Raw genomic sequence first — 18,324 nt, forward strand, 5'->3', positions numbered from 1 at the left:
GGCCGCCCTTGGGCCTACCAATGTCCAAATCGCGGCCGTGTCATTTGAAGACCCAGGCCTGGCGCAGTCACGCATCAGATTCCTCGGCTTTCGACTTGGCCGAAAGAGCGTCTTCGCTTTGGCGGTTCGCCGAAATTTCGAGGGCGACCGCCGCGGCCTCGTGGGCCGCCACACCCTCGGTCCGACGCTCGTAGTCTTCCTCCGCGAGATCGTCCTGGGCGCGCAGCTCCCTGTCCTCAATTTGCTCCTGCTCTCCCGGCAGCTCGACCCGCAGTTCTTCCAGCAGCATCATGATCGTCGCCGCGACAGGAAGCGCGAGCAGAGCACCGAGCAGCCCCATCAGCGTTCCGCCCACCAGGAGTGCGAAGAGGACCACAGACGAGGGAAGGCGGAGAGACCGGCCGTAGATCCGCGGGATGAGCAGGCGGCTCTCGATTTCCTGATACGCGAGCATCGCCAGGAAGACGATGATCGCCGCTGCTGGACTACGGCCAAGCGCGACGACCACCACTGGTCCGAGCAGGATGATGCCGCCGATGTAGGGCAGGATATCCGCGATCGCGGCGAACACCGCCAAGGCCATCGCAGTCTCGATGCCACAGGCCTTCAAGAGGATGTAGGTGAAGGCGCCCATGAGCATTGAGGTGACCAGCTGGCCGCGGATGTAGGCGCCAACGATCGTCTCCAGGTTCAACAGGACGCGGGAGAGGCGAATGTGGTGGGAGCGCGGAACAACCGCAAACAGCCCTCCACGCAGCCGGTCGCGGTCGATCATCATGTAGAGCGACAGGAAGAGGGCGCTCATGCCATAGGTGGCGGCTTCGAAAACCCGGACGGAGTAGCCGAACGCGACCCCGCCAATCGCACTCAGCGCACTGTCGTAACTCATGTTCCGAAGCCAATTGGCAAACGGTGCGCTCGCATGGAACTGGGCGAAATAATCAGCCAGGCTCTTGCGGAAGGCGGGTTCCCGTTCGAACAGCGCCACCGCCTGCCCCAGGAGCGAGGGGATGGTCAGGGTCACGATGAGGGCTCCGAGGATGAAGATCCCCAGGTAGACACCTGCGATTGCGAAGCCACGCCGGACCTTCCGTTCCTCCAGCCACTGCACAGCAGGGCTCAGCGTTCCCGCAATGAGAAGGGCGACGACCAGCACGAGGATGATGGGCCAGAGCCGAAAGGCCAGCCATAGCGAGATGCCGACGAGAACCAGCCGGAGCATGGTCGCTGCAGATACATCGAAGCGCACCGTACGTGGCTGAGCGCCCGAAGATTCTTGAGAACCCTCGCGTGGCCGGGGGTCCGAAGGCGGTGGCGTCGTGGGATTCATGGCACCACCCTGGCGCATTCAGAAGTACGTAAGCAGGGCCTGCCTTCCACGCCGGCACCCATCACCAGCCTGATGACCCGGAGGGCCGTCGGGATTCGCACCCCGGACGGCCCTGCAGTTCTTATGCGATCAGTGCTCCCGGTGATGGTCGTCCCTCTCACGGTCCCTCTCCCTGCCCAGTGCTTGCCAGGCTGCCGGCCATGCTCCTGGCGCCAGCGGCTGTAATCCTCCCCCTCCTCCAGGCGCTGATGGGACCAGTGGCCAGGCTCATATCGGTAAGCCCCTCCCTCCGACCGGTACTGCGGTCGGATCCACCGGGCACCCTGCTGGGATGGTTCCTCCCAGCGACCGGGGGACCATGCCCAACGGTCATCCTGACGATCCCAGTAGCCCTGGATCCACACGTGGTTCCGGCTGGGCCGGGCCATCCTCACTTCCACCTGCGGTGGAGGCGGAGCCTCCGGGGCGATGCGGATGCGGATGGCACCAAGGTCCACGCCCACGCGGATCTGGGCCACGGCGGGCACACAACTGAAGGCTGCGAACACCGCAGGTAAGGCCCATTGCGACAGCTTGAAAGGCATGGAGGACTCCTGGTCCAGATTGAGATGGGTCAATGCCTACGGTCCCGACCCCTCCACCGTGTCTCGCGCGGCCAGTGGGATCGAGGCAGTTCGGCCCAAGGCCCGTTTCTGGACCTTGAGTACTCCCAGCGGTCGTTGGTGTAGAAGTAGTAATAGCCGTCCTGGGTGTAGTAGGGCTGGTCCACATCCAGCTCGATGAGTGCTGGCAGGATGGGAATGATCTCGATCCCGCCACCGCGCCGGTGCGCCACGACGCAGGACGTGAGGAGGAAGGCCGAAGACAACAGTACGGCCATCGTGCGATTCATATTTTTCTCCCTATAGCTTTGACTGCCGCTGGCAGCGTTCAGGTGCTTCGCGACCCATCAGGGCCAACTAGATCCGCCCGAGCAGGAGCAAAAGGATGAGAACCAGGACCACAAGGCCCAGGCCGCCACTCGGGTAATAACCCCACGTCTTGCTGTGGGGCCAAGTAGGTAAGGTGCCGAGGGCCATCAGAACCAGAAGGACGATCAGGATGGTGAGCATGGTGCATCTCCTCCGATTCATGAACCAAGTACAGTCCCACCTCTGGAACCTCCCGCCGATCCAGCAGGGACGGTCGTTGGCCGACCCTGTCATCAGTGGCACGCTCCTCATGTATCAAGGAGCGTGCCGCATGCCCCTGTGACCTCTCCCGGCACTCCCAACCCCATAAGGCCCAGCTATTGAACGTGTTCGGAAATGGGAATGGCGAAGCAATTGGGATGCAGAGACATCCGATTACTGTTCAAAACGATCGGAATTCAGATTCAAAACGATGGGCCTGCCCTCCGTGATAGCCGCAGCTGTCACATCGGAAAGAAGCCAGCGCCCAGGCCGGGTCCGAACATACCGCCGACATCCCTCGCATGGCGCCGTGGGGAGCTGTCAGACAGGCTCAGGCTGCGTAGATCTTGTAGAAGTACCAGGCGGTCAGCACGAACCCGATGGTGATGACCCCATAGCGGACCGTGGTTCGCCCGACACGATGCGCCATGTGGGAACCGAACAGCCCGCCCAGGCCTGCGGCGACGGCCATGAGGCCTACGAGGACCCACTGGACGTTGCCGGGATGCCGCAGGTATTCCATGCCCAGAAAGGCGAAGATGGCCACGCCGTTGATGCAGAGGGCCAGCAGGTTCTTGAGGCCATTCATCTGGTGGATGTCCGTGAGGCCCAGCAGGCTCAGCGCCGCCAGCATGAGGATGCCGATGCCGGCACCGAAGTAGCCGCCGTAGATGCCCACGATGAACTGGAAGATCATGGCCCCGACCCACCACCCCGGCGTCCGGTTGTGGCTCCCCATCCTCTTCAACACTCGGTTGACCGGATCATTGGCCGCCAGCAGCACCGTGGCCGCCAGGATCAGCCAAGGCACCAGGTGGTCGAAGACCTTCTGCGGGGTGACCAGCATGAGCCACGCACCCAGCGCACCACCGACGAGGGAGACCGGCATCAACCGCAGGGCGAATTCCTTCGTGCCCGCAAGATCCCGGCGATGGCCCCAGAATCCCCCGATCGAGCCCGGCCACAAGGCGATGGTGCTGGTCACATTGGCCTGCTGCCCCGTGAGGCCGATGCCAAGCAGCGCGGGGAACGACACGAGTGTGCCGCCCCCCGCGATGGAGTTGATGGCTCCGGCCAGAAAAGCCGCTGCCATGACAGTGAATAGGTACCCGATGTGCATGCCATCCAAGATGACAGGCTCACGCGCGAATCAGAAGACGGCTACTTCCACTTGAAGGGGTAGACCGGTTTCTTCGACCCGTACTCAGGTGGCCACACGGTTTCGTGCTTGCCGTTCTGGATCTGTTCCACCAGCATCTGGTGCTTGTTCTGGTTCGTGTAACCGCTGTAGTCGACGAACCGGACCTCGCCCATGATGCCATTCCAGTGGCCGCCGCGCAGTTCCGCGCGAAGCTTCTCGCGATCGCCGCCGACCTTCGCCGCGGCTTCCGCCATCACCATCATCGAGGCGTAGGCATTGGCGGCATGGTAGGGGACCTCGGCCTTGCCGAACTTGGCCTTGTAGCGCTTCCCGAAGTCCTTGGCGCCGGGCCAGTTCACGTCCGTGGTCCACTGCGTGCTGGAGAACACGTTGTTGGAAATCGCCTGTTCCCGGGCGAACTCGGAGGACGCGAAGCCCGCACCCGCGCCCAGGAAGGCCTGGGGCTGCAGACCAACCTCGCGCGCCTGTCGCATGAGCAGGATGCCATCGGCCACATAGGACACCATGAAGACGAGGTCGGGCCTGGTCGCCTTCACTTTGGCGAGAGTCGAGCGGTAATCGGGCGAACCCGCCGCGTAGGCTTCTTCCATCACCACCTGAATGCCGACCTGGGCCGCGTAGGCCTTGGCCGACTTGGCGCCGGACGTGCCGAAATCCGTATTCTCGTTCAGGATCGCCATGGTCTTGGGCTTGCCCAGCTTCTGGGCCATGGAGATGAGGATGGAGGCGTAGTCCTCGGTGGTGGCGCTGAGCCGGAACACGTACTTCTGGTTCTGGCGGGTGATGTCTTCTTTCGATGCGACAGGCACCAAGAGGGGCACCTTGTACTTCTCGGCCAGCTTGGACACGGCGTTGGCGCAGGCGGAGCTGTAGGGCCCCACCACGGCGGCCACACGGTCGCGGGTCACCAGCTTCTCCATGGCCGACATGGACACTTGCGGCTTGCCTGTGTCGTCCTCGATGACCAGTTCGACCTTGATGCCCTTCTTCTGGAGATCCTCCAAGGCCAGCTTGTAGCCATTGCTCATGTATTCGCCGATGGGCGCCTGGGTGCCCGTGGCGCAGTTGATGACTCCGATCTTCACGGGCGTCTGCGCTTGGAGAGCAAGCCCGAAGGCCATCAGGGGCGCGAGGATTCTCAGCTTCATGCTGACTCCTTGGATATTGGATTGGGATTGAATGCTGGACGGGAGCGTAGCATGCCCGAGCCTCGGTCAACGTGATAGGCTCGCGGTCTTTCCCTGAGGTCGGCCATGCGGGTATTCCTGGCATCGATTCTTTCCATTGCACTCGCGGCCGTGCCTCACCCGGCAAGACTCCGAGTCGTGAAGACCCTCCCCGTCGGTGAAGCTGGCGGATGGGATTATGTGACCCTCGACAGCTCGGCCAAGCGCCTCTACGTGCCCAGGTCAGATCGGGTGCTGGTCCTGGACGTGGATGGCAAAACGCTCGGGGAGATCAGGGGCACTGGCGGCGTCCACGGCGTAGCGCTGGCCCCGGGCCTGGACCGCGGCTTCACGAGCAATGGCCGGAGCAACACCATCACCATCTTCCGCCTATCGAGCCTGGAGGTTCTCGGCCAGGCCAAAGCCACCGGCGAAGGCCCCGACGCCATCCTCTTCGATCCCGCCACCACCCGGGTGTTCTGCTTCAATGGCCGGGGGAAGAACGCCACGGTCTTCGACGCCACCACGGGGAACGCCGTGGGAACCATCCCCTTCGGCCAAAAACCTGAATTTGCCGCCACCGACGGCAAGGGCCATGTGTTCGTGAACCTGGAAGATCCGGCGGAAGTCGCCGTGATCGACGCGAAGAAGCTTACCGTGGAGCAGCGCTGGCCCCTGGCTCCCCTCCAGGATCCCACCGGCATGGCCATCGATCTGAAACACAACCGGCTCTTCATTGTCGGCGGCAACAAGCTGATGGCGGTGCTGGATACCGGCACCGGAAAGATCGTGGCCACGCCCGCCATCGGAGCCGGTGCCGATGCCGCCGCCTACGATCCCGAGCTGGGCCTGGCCTTCAGCTCGAACGGCGAGGGCACCCTCACTGTCATCCGCCAGGAGGGCCCAGACCGCTACATCGTCTTGGAGCAGGCCCCCACTAAGCGCGGCGCCCGCACCATGGCCCTGGACGAAAAGACCCACCGGATCTACCTGCCCACCGCCGAGTTCGGCCCCACCCCTGCCCCGACGGCGGAAGCCCCCAGGCCCCGGCCCACCATGACGCCCGGCAGCTTCCAGATCCTGGTGGTGGGCCGCTAGACGTTTCTGAGTTCGACCACCACCAGCGCCGCGCCCCCGAAGCCTGGCATCAGCTGAAGGCTGCCTGGGGCATCGTCCATCCGCAGCAGATGGCGCCGGCCCAGGTGCAGGTCCACCTCCGGGACATAGACAGTTCCCGCGGCCACGAAGACGATCAGGGTGGAGCCCGCAGGCCAGGCCAGAGTGCGTGGGGAGACCAGGCGGAAGGACTCCACCTGAGCGTGGCAGCCCCGTGGATCCACCATCAGGTTGAAGTCCGTGCAGGGTCCGTCTACCAGGGTGGCCGCCGCGGGCCAGTCCCCGGAAAAGCGGATGGGCACGAGCGGTTCCGTGAGCTCCACCCGGCCGAATGGGCCGAAGTCGAGGTCGAACCCCGCGCCCTCCAGCAGAAGCAGCCAGCGGTCCAGGCCGGGAAAGGCCGAGAAAGGCCCTGACTCGGCCACCTCCGCCGAGCTGATGCGCCATCGGAAACCTGTCTCCAGCGCGGCCCCCGGCGGGTCCACCATCATCTCCAGGGTCGTACCCCCGCCGTTCTTCCAGGGCACGACGCGACCCTCGGCGGGCTTGATCCGCTGCCACCTCATCGCCTTCCCTCCAATCTCCGGGCGTCTTCTCGACTCAGGATCCGCCAGGGTCGCGGCAGCAATCCGGGGACCTGGGCCATGTAGTCCCGGTACGCCGCGCCGAACCGGGCCAGGAGCTTCCGCTCCTCCAGCCACGACCCGGCGATGAAGTAGACAGTGATCCACCCGGCTGACACGAGGCGTGCCGTGTTCATGTCACGGGTCCAGAGGATCACCAGGGACAGGCTGTACCAGGGATGCCGCACAAAGCGGTGCAGCGACGAGATCCTGAGCGGTTCCAGATCCTCCGCGCTTTCGCGGCCCATCCGGATCTGCCGCCAGCCCAGGAATTCCTTCAAGTCGTACCCGGCCGGCCCGAACACCAGGACTCCAGCTGCGACGAGGGCCAGACCGTTCATCACCCACGCCGCCGGACCGGTCCAGCGCCAGAGCCAGGGTCCGGGGCGGTACGCCAGCAGCCAGAGGATCGGCAGCAGCGTCAGCCCGGCCACCAGGTTGTAGAACAGTCGGTAGGCCGGCACCAGACGCGGGCAGTGCAAGGCCGTGACCCGTTTTAATCCAAGGGAGGCCAGGCTGGAGTGCACGGCCGCGAAGGCGACCCATGCGAGGCAAAGCAGGAATACATTGGCGGTGTCAGAACCCATGTATCGATTGTGGGCGCCTGAGTCTTCGAGGGCCACCGGCGGAACCGGCTGGCGGGTTATCCTGTTGCGATGCATCTGACTTGGCCCCAGCCCGCGCGTGTTGCGCTCGTCCTAGCCCTGCTCTGGGTGGCCTATGTCCTGCTCTGGACGCCCGGCCCCCTGTCCTTGAGGGTGCTGGGACTGTACCCGAAGAAGCTGGGTTCGCGGGTGGTGGGCTGGGCCGCCGCCTGCCCTCTGCCCCGCGCCTGGCGTCAGCCTCTGCTGGGGCGTTTCGCAGGCCACTACGGGATCAACCTGGCGGAAGCGGAGCTTCCCCTGGGTGACTATCCCAGCCTCCAGGCCCTGTTCACGCGGCGTCTCAAGGCGGGCCTCCGCCCCCAGGACGCCGCCACGCCCGGCGGCCTGAACAGTCCCGTGGACGCCCGCATCATCGCCAGCGGCCGCATCGAGGCCGACACGGCCATCCAGGCCAAGGGGCTCTCTTACCGCGTTTCGGAACTCTTGAAGCACGAACAAGGGGCCGGGCGCTTCGAGGGCGGCCACTACCTCACGCTTTACCTCTCGCCCAAGGATTACCACCGCATCCACGTGCCGCTGGAAGGCAAGGTCAGCGCCGTCAGCCGCGTGGAAGGAGAGCTCTGGCCCGTGAATGACCTCAGCACCGGCGCCATTCCGCAGCTCTACGAACGCAACCGTCGCGCAGTCTGGATGGCCCTGGGCACGGGCCCTTGTGAAGGACTGGAAGTGGCTGCCGTACTGGTGGGTGCCACGCATGTGGGTGGCGTCGTGATCGACCGGCGCTGGCTCGCTGGACGCGACCTGCCGAAAGACGGTGGCTTCGCCGTGGACCTGCTGCCCTGCGCGCCCGGCGAAGACCTCGGCACCTTCGAATTCGGCTCCACCGTGGTGCTGCTGATCGGGGGTCCCAGAGCCGGTGACTGGGTTCCGCTCCAAACCCAGGGCAACGTGAACGTCGGACAGCGTCTGGGGGCCTACCGGTGAACGAAACCGAGATCTTCAATCAGGATCCTCTCTGGGACGAGGGCGGGGACCTGCCCGGCGCGCTGGAGGCTCTGTTCACCGCGGCCGGCGAGGTGCTGGATCTGGCTCGGCTGAGGGAACTCACCGGCCTGGGCGACGGCGCCCTCCAGCAGGGCATCGAGAAGCTGCAGGAGCGCCTGAGTGGGCCCAGCGGCCTGCGCCTCCTGGAAGTGGGCGGCGGGTGGCGCATGGCCACCAGCCCCCTCTACAAGGAGATGGTCGCCCGGCTGGTGACCACCACCCGGAGTGGCAAGCTCACGCCGGCGCAGATCGAGGCGCTGGCCATCATCGCCTACCGCCAGCCCGTCACCATCACCGAGCTGAATGCCATCCGCGGCGTCACCAGCAGCGCCAACCAGGTAAAGAGCCTCATGGAACGGCAGCTCATCACCCCCGCCGGCCGCAAGCCCGTGGTGGGCCGCCCCATGACCTATGCCACCACGCAGGCCTTCCTGCTGCACTTCGGCCTGAAGAGCCTCCACGACCTGCCCCGGCTGGAGGATTTCGGCGAAGGCCGCCTGGAAGCCCAGGCCCTGGCCGGCCTCGAACCGCCACTGCCCGAAGACGGTCTGTTCGGCGGAGGGGCGATGGAGAGGATCGAAGACCTGCCGGACGAAGGGGCCGAAGCATGAGCCAGCCCACCACCCTCAGCCTCCAGGAACAGCCGGAGAAGCCGAAAGCCGAGAGCCCCACGGGGTTCTTCCTCCAGTCCTGGCAGAAGGGCTGCCTGCTGGTCGTGCTCCTCGGCGTCCTCTACCTGCGGATCTGGCGCCGCAAGCGGGCCCATGTCCTGGTGTGCAGCCACTGCGGCAAGAAGAATCCGCCCCATCAGAGCAACTGCCAGAAGTGTGCTGCGCCGCTGATGCGGATTCATGAATAGCTGGGCGGCGAAACCGCTCCACCACCCAGAGGTCGATCAGAATTCGATGTCGATGGACTCTTCGGCGAGGTCGTTCTCTTCGCCCAGCACTTCACAGGCGGCGCCGTACATCTGAAGCACGGCGGTCTTGCGGTTGCTCAGACTCGTGAGCAGTTCCTTCACGCGCTGTACTTCGGTGGCGATGGTGTTGTTGATCTGGGATACCTCGGAGCGGCAGCGCTCGCGCGTCGTCTCGTAAAAGGCCTTCTGATCCTGGCTCAGATCCATGGCAACTCCCTGGGCGATGAAAGGTACGGAAAAGCTGATCTTATCCCGATCCCCGAGTCACGACCACTGGCTCAGGACCACCGGGCGATGGCAAGCAGGGCCACGAGGAGCGCCGCGAGGCCCAGGATCACCGGCAGCAGCCAGCGAGGGCGGGGTGCGGCGTCGGGCAGCGGCTCGATGGGTTCCAGCGATTCCAGGGTGGACTCGAGAACCTCGCTGGGCAGGGGGGCCTTTCGGATGGCCGTCTCCGTTTGGAAGGCCAGATTACGGTGCGTGCCGCTCGTCAGGCCGGTGGGTGGCGGGAACCGGGACGCCATCAGGTGCTCCAGGTTCTCCGGGGTCCCATTGAGCAGGACGTGCATGTATTCCGCCACATCATGTTCCGTGATGGGCGGTCCAAGCCGCTGCAGGTAGTCGCGCAGATCGCGCTCCATGAAGCGGGCCGAGGGATAACGGTGGTCCACACCCTTCTGGAGCGCCCGGTTCACGATGGCCGCCATCTCCTTGGACACATTCGGATTCAGCGTGGCTAGGTCAGATATCCGGCCCAGGCGGACCTTCTCGAGCACGCCCAGCTCCGAGTCCGCCTGGAAGCAGCGCTCGCCCGTGAGCAGCTCGAAGAGCACCAGGCCGAGGGAATACAGGTCCGACCGGTTGTCCAGGGGCTGGCCTGTAGCCTGTTCCGGGCTCATGTAGAGCAGCTTCCCCTTGAGGGCGCCGGCCACCGTGTGGCTCGCCTTGCTGGCGGCCTTGGCGATGCCGAAGTCCACGAGCTTGACGGCGCCTTCGGTGGAGAGGATCACGTTCTGGGGGCTGATGTCCCGGTGGACCAGCTTCAGCTCCCGATCGTCGAAGCCCCGCTTGCGATGGGCGTAATCGAGGGCCGCGGCCACCTTCATCACCACGAAGGCCGCCACCTGCTCCGGGAACGGCAGGCCGTATTCCCGCACCTTCCGCAGCAGCGTGCGGAGGTCGCGGCCATTCACGTACTCCATGGCGATGTAGTAAGAACTGCCAGCCTTCCCCAGGTCGAAGATCTGCACGATGTTCGGGTGGGTCAGCTGGGCCGCCAGCTTGGCCTCGTCGATGAACATGGTGACGAAGTCCTCGTTGTCGCTGAAGTGCGGCAGGATGCGCTTGATGGCGACGATCTTCTGGAAGCCCTGCACCCCTCGCTGCTGGGCCTTGAAGAGCTCGGCCATGCCGCCGATGGCGATCTTCTCCAGCAGGAAATAGTTCCCGTATTCCTCCAGGACTTCCGGTGGTCCCGCCGGCGCCGGCTTCGCACCCTTCGTCGGTGGGACCGCGGCGGGTCCCGCCGGGGCCCCGGTCCAGGCAAAGGGATCATTGACCCCGGAGATGCCACTGAGGGTGAAATCCGAGGGTCCCAGAGACTCGATCGGAGCCGCGGACGACGCTGCAGGCGGAGCCGAGAAAAGGGATGGGGTCGGCGCCGAGACCGAGGCCAGGGCCGGAACCACGCGCACCAGGTTCCTGGCCGGAGCGGGTTCCGGAACGGCCTCCACCTCTTCGATCACCCGCCCGAAGATTTCCGCGGCACTGAGGGGTGGTTGCGTCGCCGGCGCCTTCGATGCGGCGGCAGGAGGCACGGGTTCCGCCCCCCCCTCCAGATCCGCCAGAAGGTCGCCAAAGATGTCGCTGGTCGTGAGCTTGGCGGGTCCGGGCCGGTATCGGCGGAGGATGGCCGCGATCTCGCCATCGGGACGGGTCCGTTCCAGGTATTCCTGGACGCCTGCCCCGCCCTCCTGCCCGCTTTCCGAGCCCTCGGTGAGCACCAGCACGGGCAGTCGGGGGTTCCGCTCGCGGAGGCGCTGGACCAGATCGCTGCCGCCGCCGCCGGGGGCCCCGGAGTCCACCAGCAACAGGTCTGGAGCCCGGTCGGCCTGGAGGATGGCCTCCGTCCCGTCGTGCCGGATCCACTGGACCTCCCAGCCATCGCCTTCCATGGCGGACACCAGGCCAGGAGTCCGCAAGGACTCACCGTCCACGATGAGAAGGAAGGGGCGCTGCATGGGCATCCGGAAGAAGTAGTGAGGGTTAAGGGTAACCAGAGGCTTTCGTCCTCGCCATAACCCCAGTCATGAGGTAGACTTTTCGTTCGGCTCGGTCCTGCCTGGCAGGCCCTTGTCAATCCACGGGAAAGGAGGTGCATCCATATGCCTTTGGTCAAGGTCAAAGAAGACGAAACCTTCGAGTTCGCCCTTCGCCGCTTCAAGCGGAAGTGCGAGAAGTCTGGCATTCTCAGCGAGCTGAAGAAGCGCCAGCACTACGAGAAGCCCAGCACCAAGCGCAAGCGCAAGATGCTCGCCGCCCGTAAGAAGACCCTGAAGCGCCTCGCTCAGGAGCGCCGCATGATCGGTTGAGATGAAGCTTGGCTTCATCTCGAAAAAGGCCCGCGGAAGCGGGCCTTTTGTTTTACTGAAGGCTGAAGATGTCGCCCATGAACCCTGAACTCCATGCCCTTGAATTCCCCGATGCGGTACGCTTGATCCAGGCGGGCGCCCGCACGGCGCCTGCGTGGGCGGCGCTGGGGGCCATGCAGCCCTGGGACGGGCGGACGGGGCTGCGGCGGCTGCATCAGATGGAGCTGCAGGACCTTTGGGTCCAGGCCCCGGACATGCTGCCCATCCTGCCCATGGACGAGGCCCTGGACGAATTGCTCAATCCGGCGGGCTGGCTGCTGCCGGAGCATTGGCGGCAGCTGCGGGAGGGCCTCAAGGCCATGGCCCGCCTCCTCAACAGTCTGGCGGCCCTGCCTTGGCCTGAAGTCCGCCCGGCTCCCGTGGGAGCCCACCTGGGCATCGACCGCCTGCAGGTGACGGCCGCCTTGCTGCCGGACCCCACATCCATCGCGGAGCGCCTGGCCAAGAGCTTCAACGCCGATGGCCAGCTGGACCCCCTGCGCATCCCGGCCCTGGCCAGCCTCCACCGGCACCGTCAGGATGCCTTCCAGACCGTGCAGACCAAGCTCCAGAAACTGCTGCGGGCCACACCCGACGCCTTCAATGAAGCCATGGTCGTGGAGCGCAATGGGAGGGCCTGCCTGCCGGTCCGCCAGGAACGGCGAAGCCTGGTGCCGGGCCTGGTGCTAGACCGCAGCGGCAGCGGCGCCACGGTCTTCATCGAACCCATGGAGGCCGTGCCCCTCAACAACGCCTTCGTGGAGGCCGACCGCGACTACGCCCTGGCCGTGCAAGCCTTCCTGCGGGACCTGCTGGCCGATCTGCGGGGCCGGCGTGAGGACTTCACCCGCTGGCGGGACCTTCAGGCCCAGGCAGACCAGGGTCTGGCCCTCCTGCGCTGGGCCGCGCTGTGCGATGGCCGTCTGCCGGACCTGGAAACCGATCCCAAGCAGGGCCGGCTCTGCTTGCTGGAGGCGCGGCATCCCATGCTGCTGCCCACCGTGCGGGAGGCCATGGGCCTGGAGCCCCTGCCGCATCCGGTGGTTCCCCTGAACCTGGTGCTGGAGGCGGAGAAACCAGGCCTCGTCATCTCGGGATCCAACACCGGCGGCAAGACCGTCGTCCTGAAGACCGTGGGCTTGCTTTCGGTGCTGGCCGCCTGCGGCTGCGCGGTGCCCGTGCAGGAAGGCTCCAGCTTCCCCGCCCTGCCCAGCCTCCACGCGGACATCGGCGATCACCAAACCATCACGGGAAGCCTCTCGACCTTCAGTAGCCATATTTTGCATCTGAAAGAGATCCTGAAAAGCGTCCATGACGGCGGGCTGGTGCTGCTGGATGAGCTGGGCACGGGCACGGATCCCAAGGAGGGAGCCGCCCTGGGCATTGCCCTGCTTCAGACCCTCTCCCGACGCCGCTGCTGGATCCTCTGCTCCACGCACTTGGGCGAGATCAGCCAGTGGGCCCTCCGCCACACGCGATTCCAGAACGCCTTCGTGCAGTTTGACGAGGACCGCCTGGCACCCACCTACCGCCTGCTGGTGGGCCAGCCGGGCCAGAGCCGCGCCCTCACCATCGCCGCCAAGCTGGGGCTGCCCAAGGCCGTGTTGGACCACGCCGACAAGGTGCTGGGCAAGCGGGAGCAGGACTGGCGCGACTTCCTGCGGGAGCTGGAGGCCGAGCGCACACGCCTGCTGGACGAGGCGGAAACCCTGCGCCAGCAGATGGCCGCCGCCGAGAAGGACCGGGAGATCCTCCGCCAGCGGGAGGAGAAGCTGCGCATCGAACGCGAAGCCTTCCAGCAGGAATCGAAAGAGAAAGTGGCCCGGGTGCTCGATTTCCTGGATTACGAAGGCAAGCGTCTGGTGAAGGAGCTGAAGGAACGGCAGAAGGCGGCCGAGGTGAATGCCGATCGGCTGGGCACCGAGGCTCACGAGCGGGTGAAGCAGCTCAGCCGCCTGGCGGAGGCGGAGTTGGTGCCGCGGGGCGCGAAGCCGCAGGCCCCCGCCCCCAAGGAGGTCCGGGAAGGCGGGTACGCCCGCCACCGGGGTCTGGGCGTCGAAGGCAAGGTCGTTTCCCTCAAGGGGGACCGGGCCACACTGGAGACGCCCCAGGGCCGCCGCCTGGAGTGCCGCCTGGGTGAGCTGGAGCCCATCGGAGCCCGGGAGGCGGCGCCGAAACCCACCGGCAAGGTGCGGGTACGGGCCGAAGTCCAGGAGATCGACTCCGAGATCAACCTCATCGGCCGGGCCAGCGACGATGTGGACAGCGAGATCTACCGCTTCGTGGAAGAAGCCCTGGCCGCTGGTCGGCGCATCATCCGCATCGTCCATGGGCACGGCACCGGCCGGCTGAAGGCGGCGGTCCGTGAGGCCCTGCGCGGCCATCCCGGCATCATCCGGGTGGAGGACGCCCCCCAGAACCAGGGCGGAGCCGGCGCCACGGTCATCACCCTGAAATGAGCGTTCCAGCCGCATGAAGAAGGCCCCGCGAGTGCGGGGCCTTCTTCATGCGGGCTACTTGATCAGAACTTGGCGCGGACGCCGAGCTGGACCTCGCGGGTGCTGCGGTCGGGCAGGTTGATGAAGCCGAAGTCCGTCGAGGGGACAAAGCCGACGGTGGGGTTGCCCTGGGTGCCGGTGGTCAGCGTGGTGCGCTGGTTGGCCCAGTTCGGCAGGTTGAAGATGTCGATGAAGGTCTGCACCTCGAAGCGGCGGGCGATCTTGAAGTCCCGGCTCAGGCGCAGGTCCAGGCTGCGGACCGAGGGCTGCCGGAACTGGTTGCGCTCGGTGTCCGGGCTGTAGTCGTTCGTCGCGCCGTCGCCGTTCAGGTCGCCGGAGTAGGAGACACCCGCGATGGTGCGACCGGTGTTGAAGGAGCTGTAGGGCCGACCGGAGGTGTAGCTGAAGTTCACGGCGCCCTGGATGCCCCAGTAGACGGGGAAATAGCCGGCGAAGACCACGCGCCAGCGGCGGTCATTGTCGCTGTAGGCGTAGGTGGCCAGGGGATCCGCCGGGTTGTTGACGTTGGAATCCGAGCTGGCGCTGGCGGTGGTGCGCTCGTTGGAGTTGTTGTCCCGGGCCTTGGACCAGGTCAGGTTGGAGGTGAAGCCCCACCCGGACTCGGCCCGCTTGGACAGCGTGAGGATCAGGGCCTGGTACTTGCCCTCGCCGTCGTTCCGGCTGAGGAACACGTCCCCGAAGCCCGTGAAATCCAGGACCCGGCCCGCCACCACGGCCTTGCCGGGGCGGGTGCCGCCGAACCGGTTGGTGGCGAGGGGGTAGCCATCGCTGTAGTACGAGCCGGCGGGGGCCCCGGTCTGGTTCAGGTTGATATTGACGAAGTACTGGAGGTTCTCGAACTTCGCGTAGACGCCCTGGATGCCCACGGTGTAGCCGCTGTCATAGGCGTGCTCCACGCCCAGGGCGGCGCGCTTGGCCACAGCCAGATCATTCCGGGGATCCCAGACCTGGCCCTGCTTCGAATTGGTGTTGCCCACCGTGGAGAGCAGGGTGGGATCAAGGCGGGTGAGGGTGGTCCCGGACACGCGGTTCGCGAAGGAGAGGGGCCCGGAGTTGAACAGGGCGTTGTTCGACACGCCGTTGGCGATCCGGTAGGTGGCGGTGGTGTTCCCGTTGCTGTTCATCGTGTTCGACACGGTGAGGCTGGCGTTCGGGCTCGAGAACCAGCCGTAGCCGCCGCGGATGAGGGTCTTGCCATCGCCTTTTAGGTCATAGGTGAAACCGAACCGGGGGTCGTACGACGTGGCGTCGTTGGCCTGGTCCAACCCGGCGAACTGGGGGTTCGGGCGCGGGTTGTCCGGCTGGTTCTCGCGGGTGGCGCGGAGGCCGAGGCTGAGGAGCAGGCGACGGTCCAGGAGGCCCTGATACTGGCCCTGGACATACCCGGCGAAGAGCTTGGACTTGTAGGAGATGGCCCCGCCGTAGTTGCTGAAGGCGCCCTGGTAGACCAGCGTGTCGCCGGTGCCCACGGTGCCCGCGGCCCAGCGGCTGGCCGTGGCGTAGTTCCCGAACTGGAAGGAGCCGTTCTGGTAGCGGAAGAAGGTGTTCTTGAAGTCGAAGAACTGGAGGTCCACGCCGCCCTTCACCGTCCAGTCGCCCTGGCTCCAGGTGAGGTTGTCGATGACCTGCCAGCTGTACTCGTCCAATCCGTTGGGGAGGAAGTTGTTCTGGCCCGCCGTGAAGCCGCTGTTCACCTGGAACTCCGGGGCGGCGGTGGTGTTGGCGTAGCGGGGGCGGCGCTCGATGGCGCGCTGGATGCGGGCCTCGTTCACCAGGTTCGAGCCGAAGATGCTGTTCAGCTCAGCCACCCAGGAAAGGCCGCTGTTCTTCTCCAGGCCCTGCTGCGTCTGGCCCGTGGTGGGGGCGAAGCTGCTGGTAAAGGACGTCGTGCCATTCTCGGACTTCCAGTCCTGGGCGTTCACGCGCAGGGTGGCCCGGTGGTTCTCGTTGATGGTCCAGTCCAGGCGCCCGAAGTAGACGGTGTTGGTGCGGTCGTTCGTGTAGCTGTGGCCGCCCTCCTGGGCCAGGGTGCGCCCATCGTTCCCCATCACTAGGCCGCCGAAGGTGCCGATGAAGGTGTTGAACGCCGCGAGGTTCGTGGAGCTGGAGGTGCCGATGGCGAAGTCCGGCGTCATGTCCTCTTTGTACTTGTAGGTCTCGACGCCCACGAAGAAGAACAGTTTGTCCTTGATGATGGGACCGCCCACGTTCACGTTGAACTGGGTCTGGGTGAAGTTCTTCGTCCGGGCCTTGTCGGTGTTGGTGGTCCCGCGCGGATCGTAGGGCACGGACCGGATCTTGGCGACCAGGGACTTGGGGCGGACCTGGTAGAGCGCAGACCCGCCGAATTCGTTGGTGCCCGTCTTGGAGACGGCATTGATCACCGCGCCCGCCGCATTGCCGTACTGGGCGTCGAAAGCATTGGTGATGATCTGGAGTTCCTTGATGGTGTCGGCGCCGAAGGCGAAGGGGATGCGCGTGGAGCCGCGCTGCTCGCCGAAGAAGTTCGACTGGTACGATGCACCGTCAATGGTCAGGTTGTTCTGGATGCCGCGGGCGCCCTCCATGGACACGCGGTTGTTGTCGGAGTCGTAGACGGACCCGGGGGTGAGCTGCACCAGGGCCGTGAAGTCCCGGCCGCCGGCCAGGGGGAGCGATTCCACCAGCTTGCTGTCCACGGCGGTGACGCTGTTCACCTGGGTGGTGTCCAGGGTCTGGGACGACGCGACGATCTCCACCATGGCTGAGGCCTCGGCCACGTCCAGGCTGAAGTTGGCGACGGTGTTCTGGCCCAGGGACACCTGGACCTGAGTGTCCTTCAGGGTCCGCATGCCGGCTGCGACCACCGTGAGTTCGTAGCTGCCCACCGGCAGCAGACCGATCTGGTACTCGCCCTGGGCATTGGTGGTGGCCGTGCGGACCAGACCTGTCTCCAGATTCCGCAGGGAGAGGCTCGCGGCAGGAAACGCCTGGCCCGCCTTGTTCTTGACCACGCCGCGCACCGCGCCGGCCGTGGAGGAGGTCTGGGCCGAGGCAACCATGGCGCAGGCCAGGGCTGTCAGCGTGAGGGTTGCCCAACGTCGATTCATCGTCGCTCCAAAGGCCAGGGGAATGGCCGTCAATACGGATTGCGAGTCCCGGTTTATTCCGGTCACCCGAGGGAAGGGAAGCCCCAAGGATCCTCGATCCCGATCGGGCAACTCAAGTGCCTTTTTTACCCGAACTGTTTCCGGACATTTCCGGCGGCCTTCACCCGGCCGTCACGGCTGGCCCCTCAGGCCAGATTCCGCGATTTCAGGTAGGTCACGAAGCCGAAATCCCCATCGCTGATGTGGTGCTTCAGCCAGCCTTCCATGAAGGTCGGAACCATCAGGGCCAGCGCATGGTGGCTCTCCTGGAACTTGCTGAGCAGTTCGTGGAGGCTGGTGAGCATGGACGCATGCTCGGAGACGTGCTGGGTCAGGTCCGGATACCCGTACCTCGCCATGAAGGACTCCTCGGTGGAGAAGTGGCGCTCGGAGTGGCTGACCAGCGTGGCCAGCAGCGCCTCCACCTCCTCGCGCTTTCCGCCGGACTGGACGGAGTTCCGAAGCTGATCGACGATGGCGAAAAGTTCCTGATGCTGCTCGTCGATAATCTGGATGCCCGTGTTGTAGCGGGTGTTCCAAACAACATCCATGGTCCAGATCCTTTTCGTGATGAAAGCACTGGGATCCGGTCAGGGGCCATCGCGAACAGGCAGGCTAACTAGCGGATCTACATACAGGGGACTGACAGCTGAATGTAGACTTCCGCGATCTTTAGATCAAGGAGATTGTGCTTTCCCATGACATGGGTGTAGTTGCCTGGCAGACCCCGATTTGGCCCTCTTCCCGCGCAGGCCCGGGGCCGCCATCCCTACCATGAGACAACTCACCAAACCAACAGGGCCCCTTCGGGGCCCGTCCTTGGTACCGGTGGTCGGACTCGAACCGACACTCCTTTAGGGGGAAACGGATTTTGAGTCCGTCGCGTCTGCCATTTCGCCACACCGGCCAG

At 65.4% G+C, this 18,324-nt stretch carries 19 protein-coding genes and 1 tRNA gene; 7 read left to right on the forward strand and 13 right to left on the reverse strand.

Features of this window, described 5'->3' with window-relative positions; all coding sequences use genetic code 11:
- Positions 1-67 precede the first annotated feature (67 nt).
- The 4 genes from NOV74_RS05055 to NOV74_RS05065 form a co-directional block, all read right to left on the reverse strand.
- A complete protein-coding gene (locus NOV74_RS05055) occupies positions 68-1,222 on the reverse strand; it encodes an AI-2E family transporter (protein ID WP_257309814.1) in 1,155 nt (384 codons plus the stop codon).
- A 104-nt stretch (positions 1,223-1,326) separates the two neighbouring features.
- Positions 1,327-1,914 carry a YXWGXW repeat-containing protein gene (locus NOV74_RS15450; RefSeq protein ID WP_371748408.1) on the reverse strand — a complete coding sequence of 196 codons (588 nt, stop codon included), beginning with the start codon at positions 1,912-1,914 and terminating at the stop codon, positions 1,327-1,329.
- Positions 1,915-1,943: 29 nt separating this feature from the next.
- Positions 1,944-2,222: a hypothetical protein gene (locus NOV74_RS05060; protein ID WP_257309817.1), complete on the reverse strand. Its 279-nt coding sequence runs from the start codon at positions 2,220-2,222 to the stop codon at positions 1,944-1,946.
- Between the two features lie 67 nt (positions 2,223-2,289).
- Positions 2,290-2,442, reverse strand: a complete 153-nt coding sequence (locus NOV74_RS05065; RefSeq protein ID WP_257309818.1) for a DUF3309 family protein — start codon at positions 2,440-2,442, stop codon at positions 2,290-2,292.
- Here NOV74_RS05065 and NOV74_RS05070 point away from each other — a divergent pair.
- Complete coding sequence (locus NOV74_RS05070) at positions 2,441-2,584, forward strand: hypothetical protein (RefSeq protein ID WP_257309820.1); 144 nt, start codon at positions 2,441-2,443, stop codon at positions 2,582-2,584. The genes NOV74_RS05065 and NOV74_RS05070 overlap by 2 nt on opposite strands.
- Before the next feature lie 249 nt (positions 2,585-2,833).
- Here NOV74_RS05070 and NOV74_RS05075 read toward each other — a convergent pair whose 3' ends face one another.
- Together NOV74_RS05075 and NOV74_RS05080 are read right to left on the reverse strand one after the other, a co-directional pair.
- Positions 2,834-3,622, reverse strand: coding sequence for a sulfite exporter TauE/SafE family protein (locus NOV74_RS05075; protein ID WP_257309822.1), 789 nt, complete (start codon positions 3,620-3,622; stop codon positions 2,834-2,836).
- A gap of 41 nt (positions 3,623-3,663) precedes the next feature.
- The gene (locus NOV74_RS05080; protein WP_257309825.1) at positions 3,664-4,812 is read right to left on the reverse strand and encodes an ABC transporter substrate-binding protein; all 1,149 of its coding nucleotides are present in this window, start codon (positions 4,810-4,812) and stop codon (positions 3,664-3,666) included.
- Positions 4,813-4,989: 177 nt separating this feature from the next.
- Between NOV74_RS05080 and NOV74_RS05085 the strand changes: the two genes are divergently transcribed.
- Positions 4,990-5,928 carry a YncE family protein gene (locus NOV74_RS05085; RefSeq protein WP_257309827.1) on the forward strand — a complete coding sequence of 313 codons (939 nt, stop codon included), beginning with the start codon at positions 4,990-4,992 and terminating at the stop codon, positions 5,926-5,928.
- Here the strand turns inward: NOV74_RS05085 and NOV74_RS05090 are convergent.
- Together NOV74_RS05090 and NOV74_RS05095 are read right to left on the reverse strand one after the other, a co-directional pair.
- The gene (locus NOV74_RS05090) at positions 5,925-6,512 is read right to left on the reverse strand and encodes a HutD/Ves family protein (protein ID WP_257309829.1); all 588 of its coding nucleotides are present in this window, start codon (positions 6,510-6,512) and stop codon (positions 5,925-5,927) included. The two genes, NOV74_RS05085 and NOV74_RS05090, sit on opposite strands and share 4 nt — an antisense overlap.
- Complete coding sequence (locus NOV74_RS05095) at positions 6,509-7,156, reverse strand: methyltransferase family protein (RefSeq protein WP_257309831.1); 648 nt, start codon at positions 7,154-7,156, stop codon at positions 6,509-6,511. Before NOV74_RS05095 ends, NOV74_RS05090 begins: the two co-directional genes overlap by 4 nt.
- A 69-nt stretch (positions 7,157-7,225) precedes the next feature.
- On the opposite strand from NOV74_RS05095, the gene asd reads away from it, so the two are divergent.
- From asd to NOV74_RS05110, 3 genes are read left to right on the forward strand one after another with little or no spacing between them, the layout of a single operon-like run.
- Positions 7,226-8,158, forward strand: a complete 933-nt coding sequence (gene asd / locus NOV74_RS05100; RefSeq protein WP_257309832.1) for an archaetidylserine decarboxylase — start codon at positions 7,226-7,228, stop codon at positions 8,156-8,158.
- Positions 8,155-8,829: an SMC-Scp complex subunit ScpB gene (gene scpB / locus NOV74_RS05105; RefSeq protein ID WP_257309834.1), complete on the forward strand. Its 675-nt coding sequence runs from the start codon at positions 8,155-8,157 to the stop codon at positions 8,827-8,829. Before asd ends, scpB begins: the two co-directional genes overlap by 4 nt.
- Complete coding sequence (locus tag NOV74_RS05110; protein ID WP_257309835.1) at positions 8,826-9,077, forward strand: hypothetical protein; 252 nt, start codon at positions 8,826-8,828, stop codon at positions 9,075-9,077. Before scpB ends, NOV74_RS05110 begins: the two co-directional genes overlap by 4 nt.
- Before the next feature lie 36 nt (positions 9,078-9,113).
- On the opposite strand, the gene NOV74_RS05115 is transcribed toward NOV74_RS05110, so the two are convergent.
- Complete coding sequence (locus NOV74_RS05115) at positions 9,114-9,344, reverse strand: hypothetical protein (protein ID WP_257304861.1); 231 nt, start codon at positions 9,342-9,344, stop codon at positions 9,114-9,116.
- Between the two features lie 71 nt (positions 9,345-9,415).
- Positions 9,416-11,377, reverse strand: a complete 1,962-nt coding sequence (locus NOV74_RS05120) for a protein kinase domain-containing protein (protein ID WP_257309837.1) — start codon at positions 11,375-11,377, stop codon at positions 9,416-9,418.
- Between the two features lie 144 nt (positions 11,378-11,521).
- Between NOV74_RS05120 and rpsU the strand changes: the two genes are divergently transcribed.
- Positions 11,522-11,728 (forward strand): 30S ribosomal protein S21, encoded by a 207-nt coding sequence (gene rpsU, locus NOV74_RS05125; RefSeq protein ID WP_026852993.1) that lies wholly within the window; start codon positions 11,522-11,524, stop codon positions 11,726-11,728.
- Between the two features lie 77 nt (positions 11,729-11,805).
- Positions 11,806-14,226 (forward strand): endonuclease MutS2, encoded by a 2,421-nt coding sequence (locus NOV74_RS05130; protein WP_257309840.1) that lies wholly within the window; start codon positions 11,806-11,808, stop codon positions 14,224-14,226.
- A 62-nt stretch (positions 14,227-14,288) separates the two neighbouring features.
- Here NOV74_RS05130 and NOV74_RS05135 read toward each other — a convergent pair whose 3' ends face one another.
- The 3 genes from NOV74_RS05135 to NOV74_RS05145 form a co-directional block, all read right to left on the reverse strand.
- Positions 14,289-17,375 (reverse strand): TonB-dependent receptor, encoded by a 3,087-nt coding sequence (locus NOV74_RS05135; RefSeq protein WP_257309842.1) that lies wholly within the window; start codon positions 17,373-17,375, stop codon positions 14,289-14,291.
- A 185-nt stretch (positions 17,376-17,560) separates the two neighbouring features.
- The gene (locus tag NOV74_RS05140) at positions 17,561-17,965 is read right to left on the reverse strand and encodes a bacteriohemerythrin (RefSeq protein WP_257309844.1); all 405 of its coding nucleotides are present in this window, start codon (positions 17,963-17,965) and stop codon (positions 17,561-17,563) included.
- A gap of 269 nt (positions 17,966-18,234) precedes the next feature.
- Positions 18,235-18,321: transfer RNA gene (locus NOV74_RS05145), tRNA-Leu, on the reverse strand.
- Positions 18,322-18,324 lie beyond the last annotated feature (3 nt).

It is taken from the genome of Geothrix fuzhouensis, assembly GCF_024609325.1.
Lineage (GTDB): Bacteria > Acidobacteriota > Holophagae > Holophagales > Holophagaceae > Geothrix > Geothrix fuzhouensis.

Bases quoted from the DNA above. Each gene is read 5' to 3' on its own strand.
- NOV74_RS05095 (WP_257309831.1), bottom strand. From the start codon at position 7,156: ATGGGTTCTGACACCGCCAATGTATTCCTGCTTTGCCTCGCATGGGTC.
- rpsU (WP_026852993.1), top strand. From the start codon at position 11,522: ATGCCTTTGGTCAAGGTCAAAGAAGACGAAACCTTCGAGTTCGCCCTT.
- NOV74_RS05110 (WP_257309835.1), top strand. From the start codon at position 8,826: ATGAGCCAGCCCACCACCCTCAGCCTCCAGGAACAGCCGGAGAAGCCG.
- NOV74_RS05060 (WP_257309817.1), bottom strand. From the start codon at position 2,222: ATGAATCGCACGATGGCCGTACTGTTGTCTTCGGCCTTCCTCCTCACG.
- NOV74_RS05135 (WP_257309842.1), bottom strand. From the start codon at position 17,375: ATGAATCGACGTTGGGCAACCCTCACGCTGACAGCCCTGGCCTGCGCC.
- NOV74_RS05140 (WP_257309844.1), bottom strand. From the start codon at position 17,965: ATGGATGTTGTTTGGAACACCCGCTACAACACGGGCATCCAGATTATC.
- NOV74_RS05080 (WP_257309825.1), bottom strand. From the start codon at position 4,812: ATGAAGCTGAGAATCCTCGCGCCCCTGATGGCCTTCGGGCTTGCTCTC.
- NOV74_RS05065 (WP_257309818.1), bottom strand. From the start codon at position 2,442: ATGCTCACCATCCTGATCGTCCTTCTGGTTCTGATGGCCCTCGGCACC.
- NOV74_RS15450 (WP_371748408.1), bottom strand. From the start codon at position 1,914: ATGCCTTTCAAGCTGTCGCAATGGGCCTTACCTGCGGTGTTCGCAGCC.
- NOV74_RS05120 (WP_257309837.1), bottom strand. From the start codon at position 11,377: ATGCAGCGCCCCTTCCTTCTCATCGTGGACGGTGAGTCCTTGCGGACT.
- NOV74_RS05055 (WP_257309814.1), bottom strand. From the start codon at position 1,222: ATGCTCCGGCTGGTTCTCGTCGGCATCTCGCTATGGCTGGCCTTTCGG.
- asd (WP_257309832.1), top strand. From the start codon at position 7,226: ATGCATCTGACTTGGCCCCAGCCCGCGCGTGTTGCGCTCGTCCTAGCC.
- NOV74_RS05090 (WP_257309829.1), bottom strand. From the start codon at position 6,512: ATGAGGTGGCAGCGGATCAAGCCCGCCGAGGGTCGCGTCGTGCCCTGG.
- NOV74_RS05130 (WP_257309840.1), top strand. From the start codon at position 11,806: ATGAACCCTGAACTCCATGCCCTTGAATTCCCCGATGCGGTACGCTTG.
- NOV74_RS05075 (WP_257309822.1), bottom strand. From the start codon at position 3,622: ATGCACATCGGGTACCTATTCACTGTCATGGCAGCGGCTTTTCTGGCC.
- NOV74_RS05070 (WP_257309820.1), top strand. From the start codon at position 2,441: ATGGTGCATCTCCTCCGATTCATGAACCAAGTACAGTCCCACCTCTGG.
- NOV74_RS05115 (WP_257304861.1), bottom strand. From the start codon at position 9,344: ATGGATCTGAGCCAGGATCAGAAGGCCTTTTACGAGACGACGCGCGAG.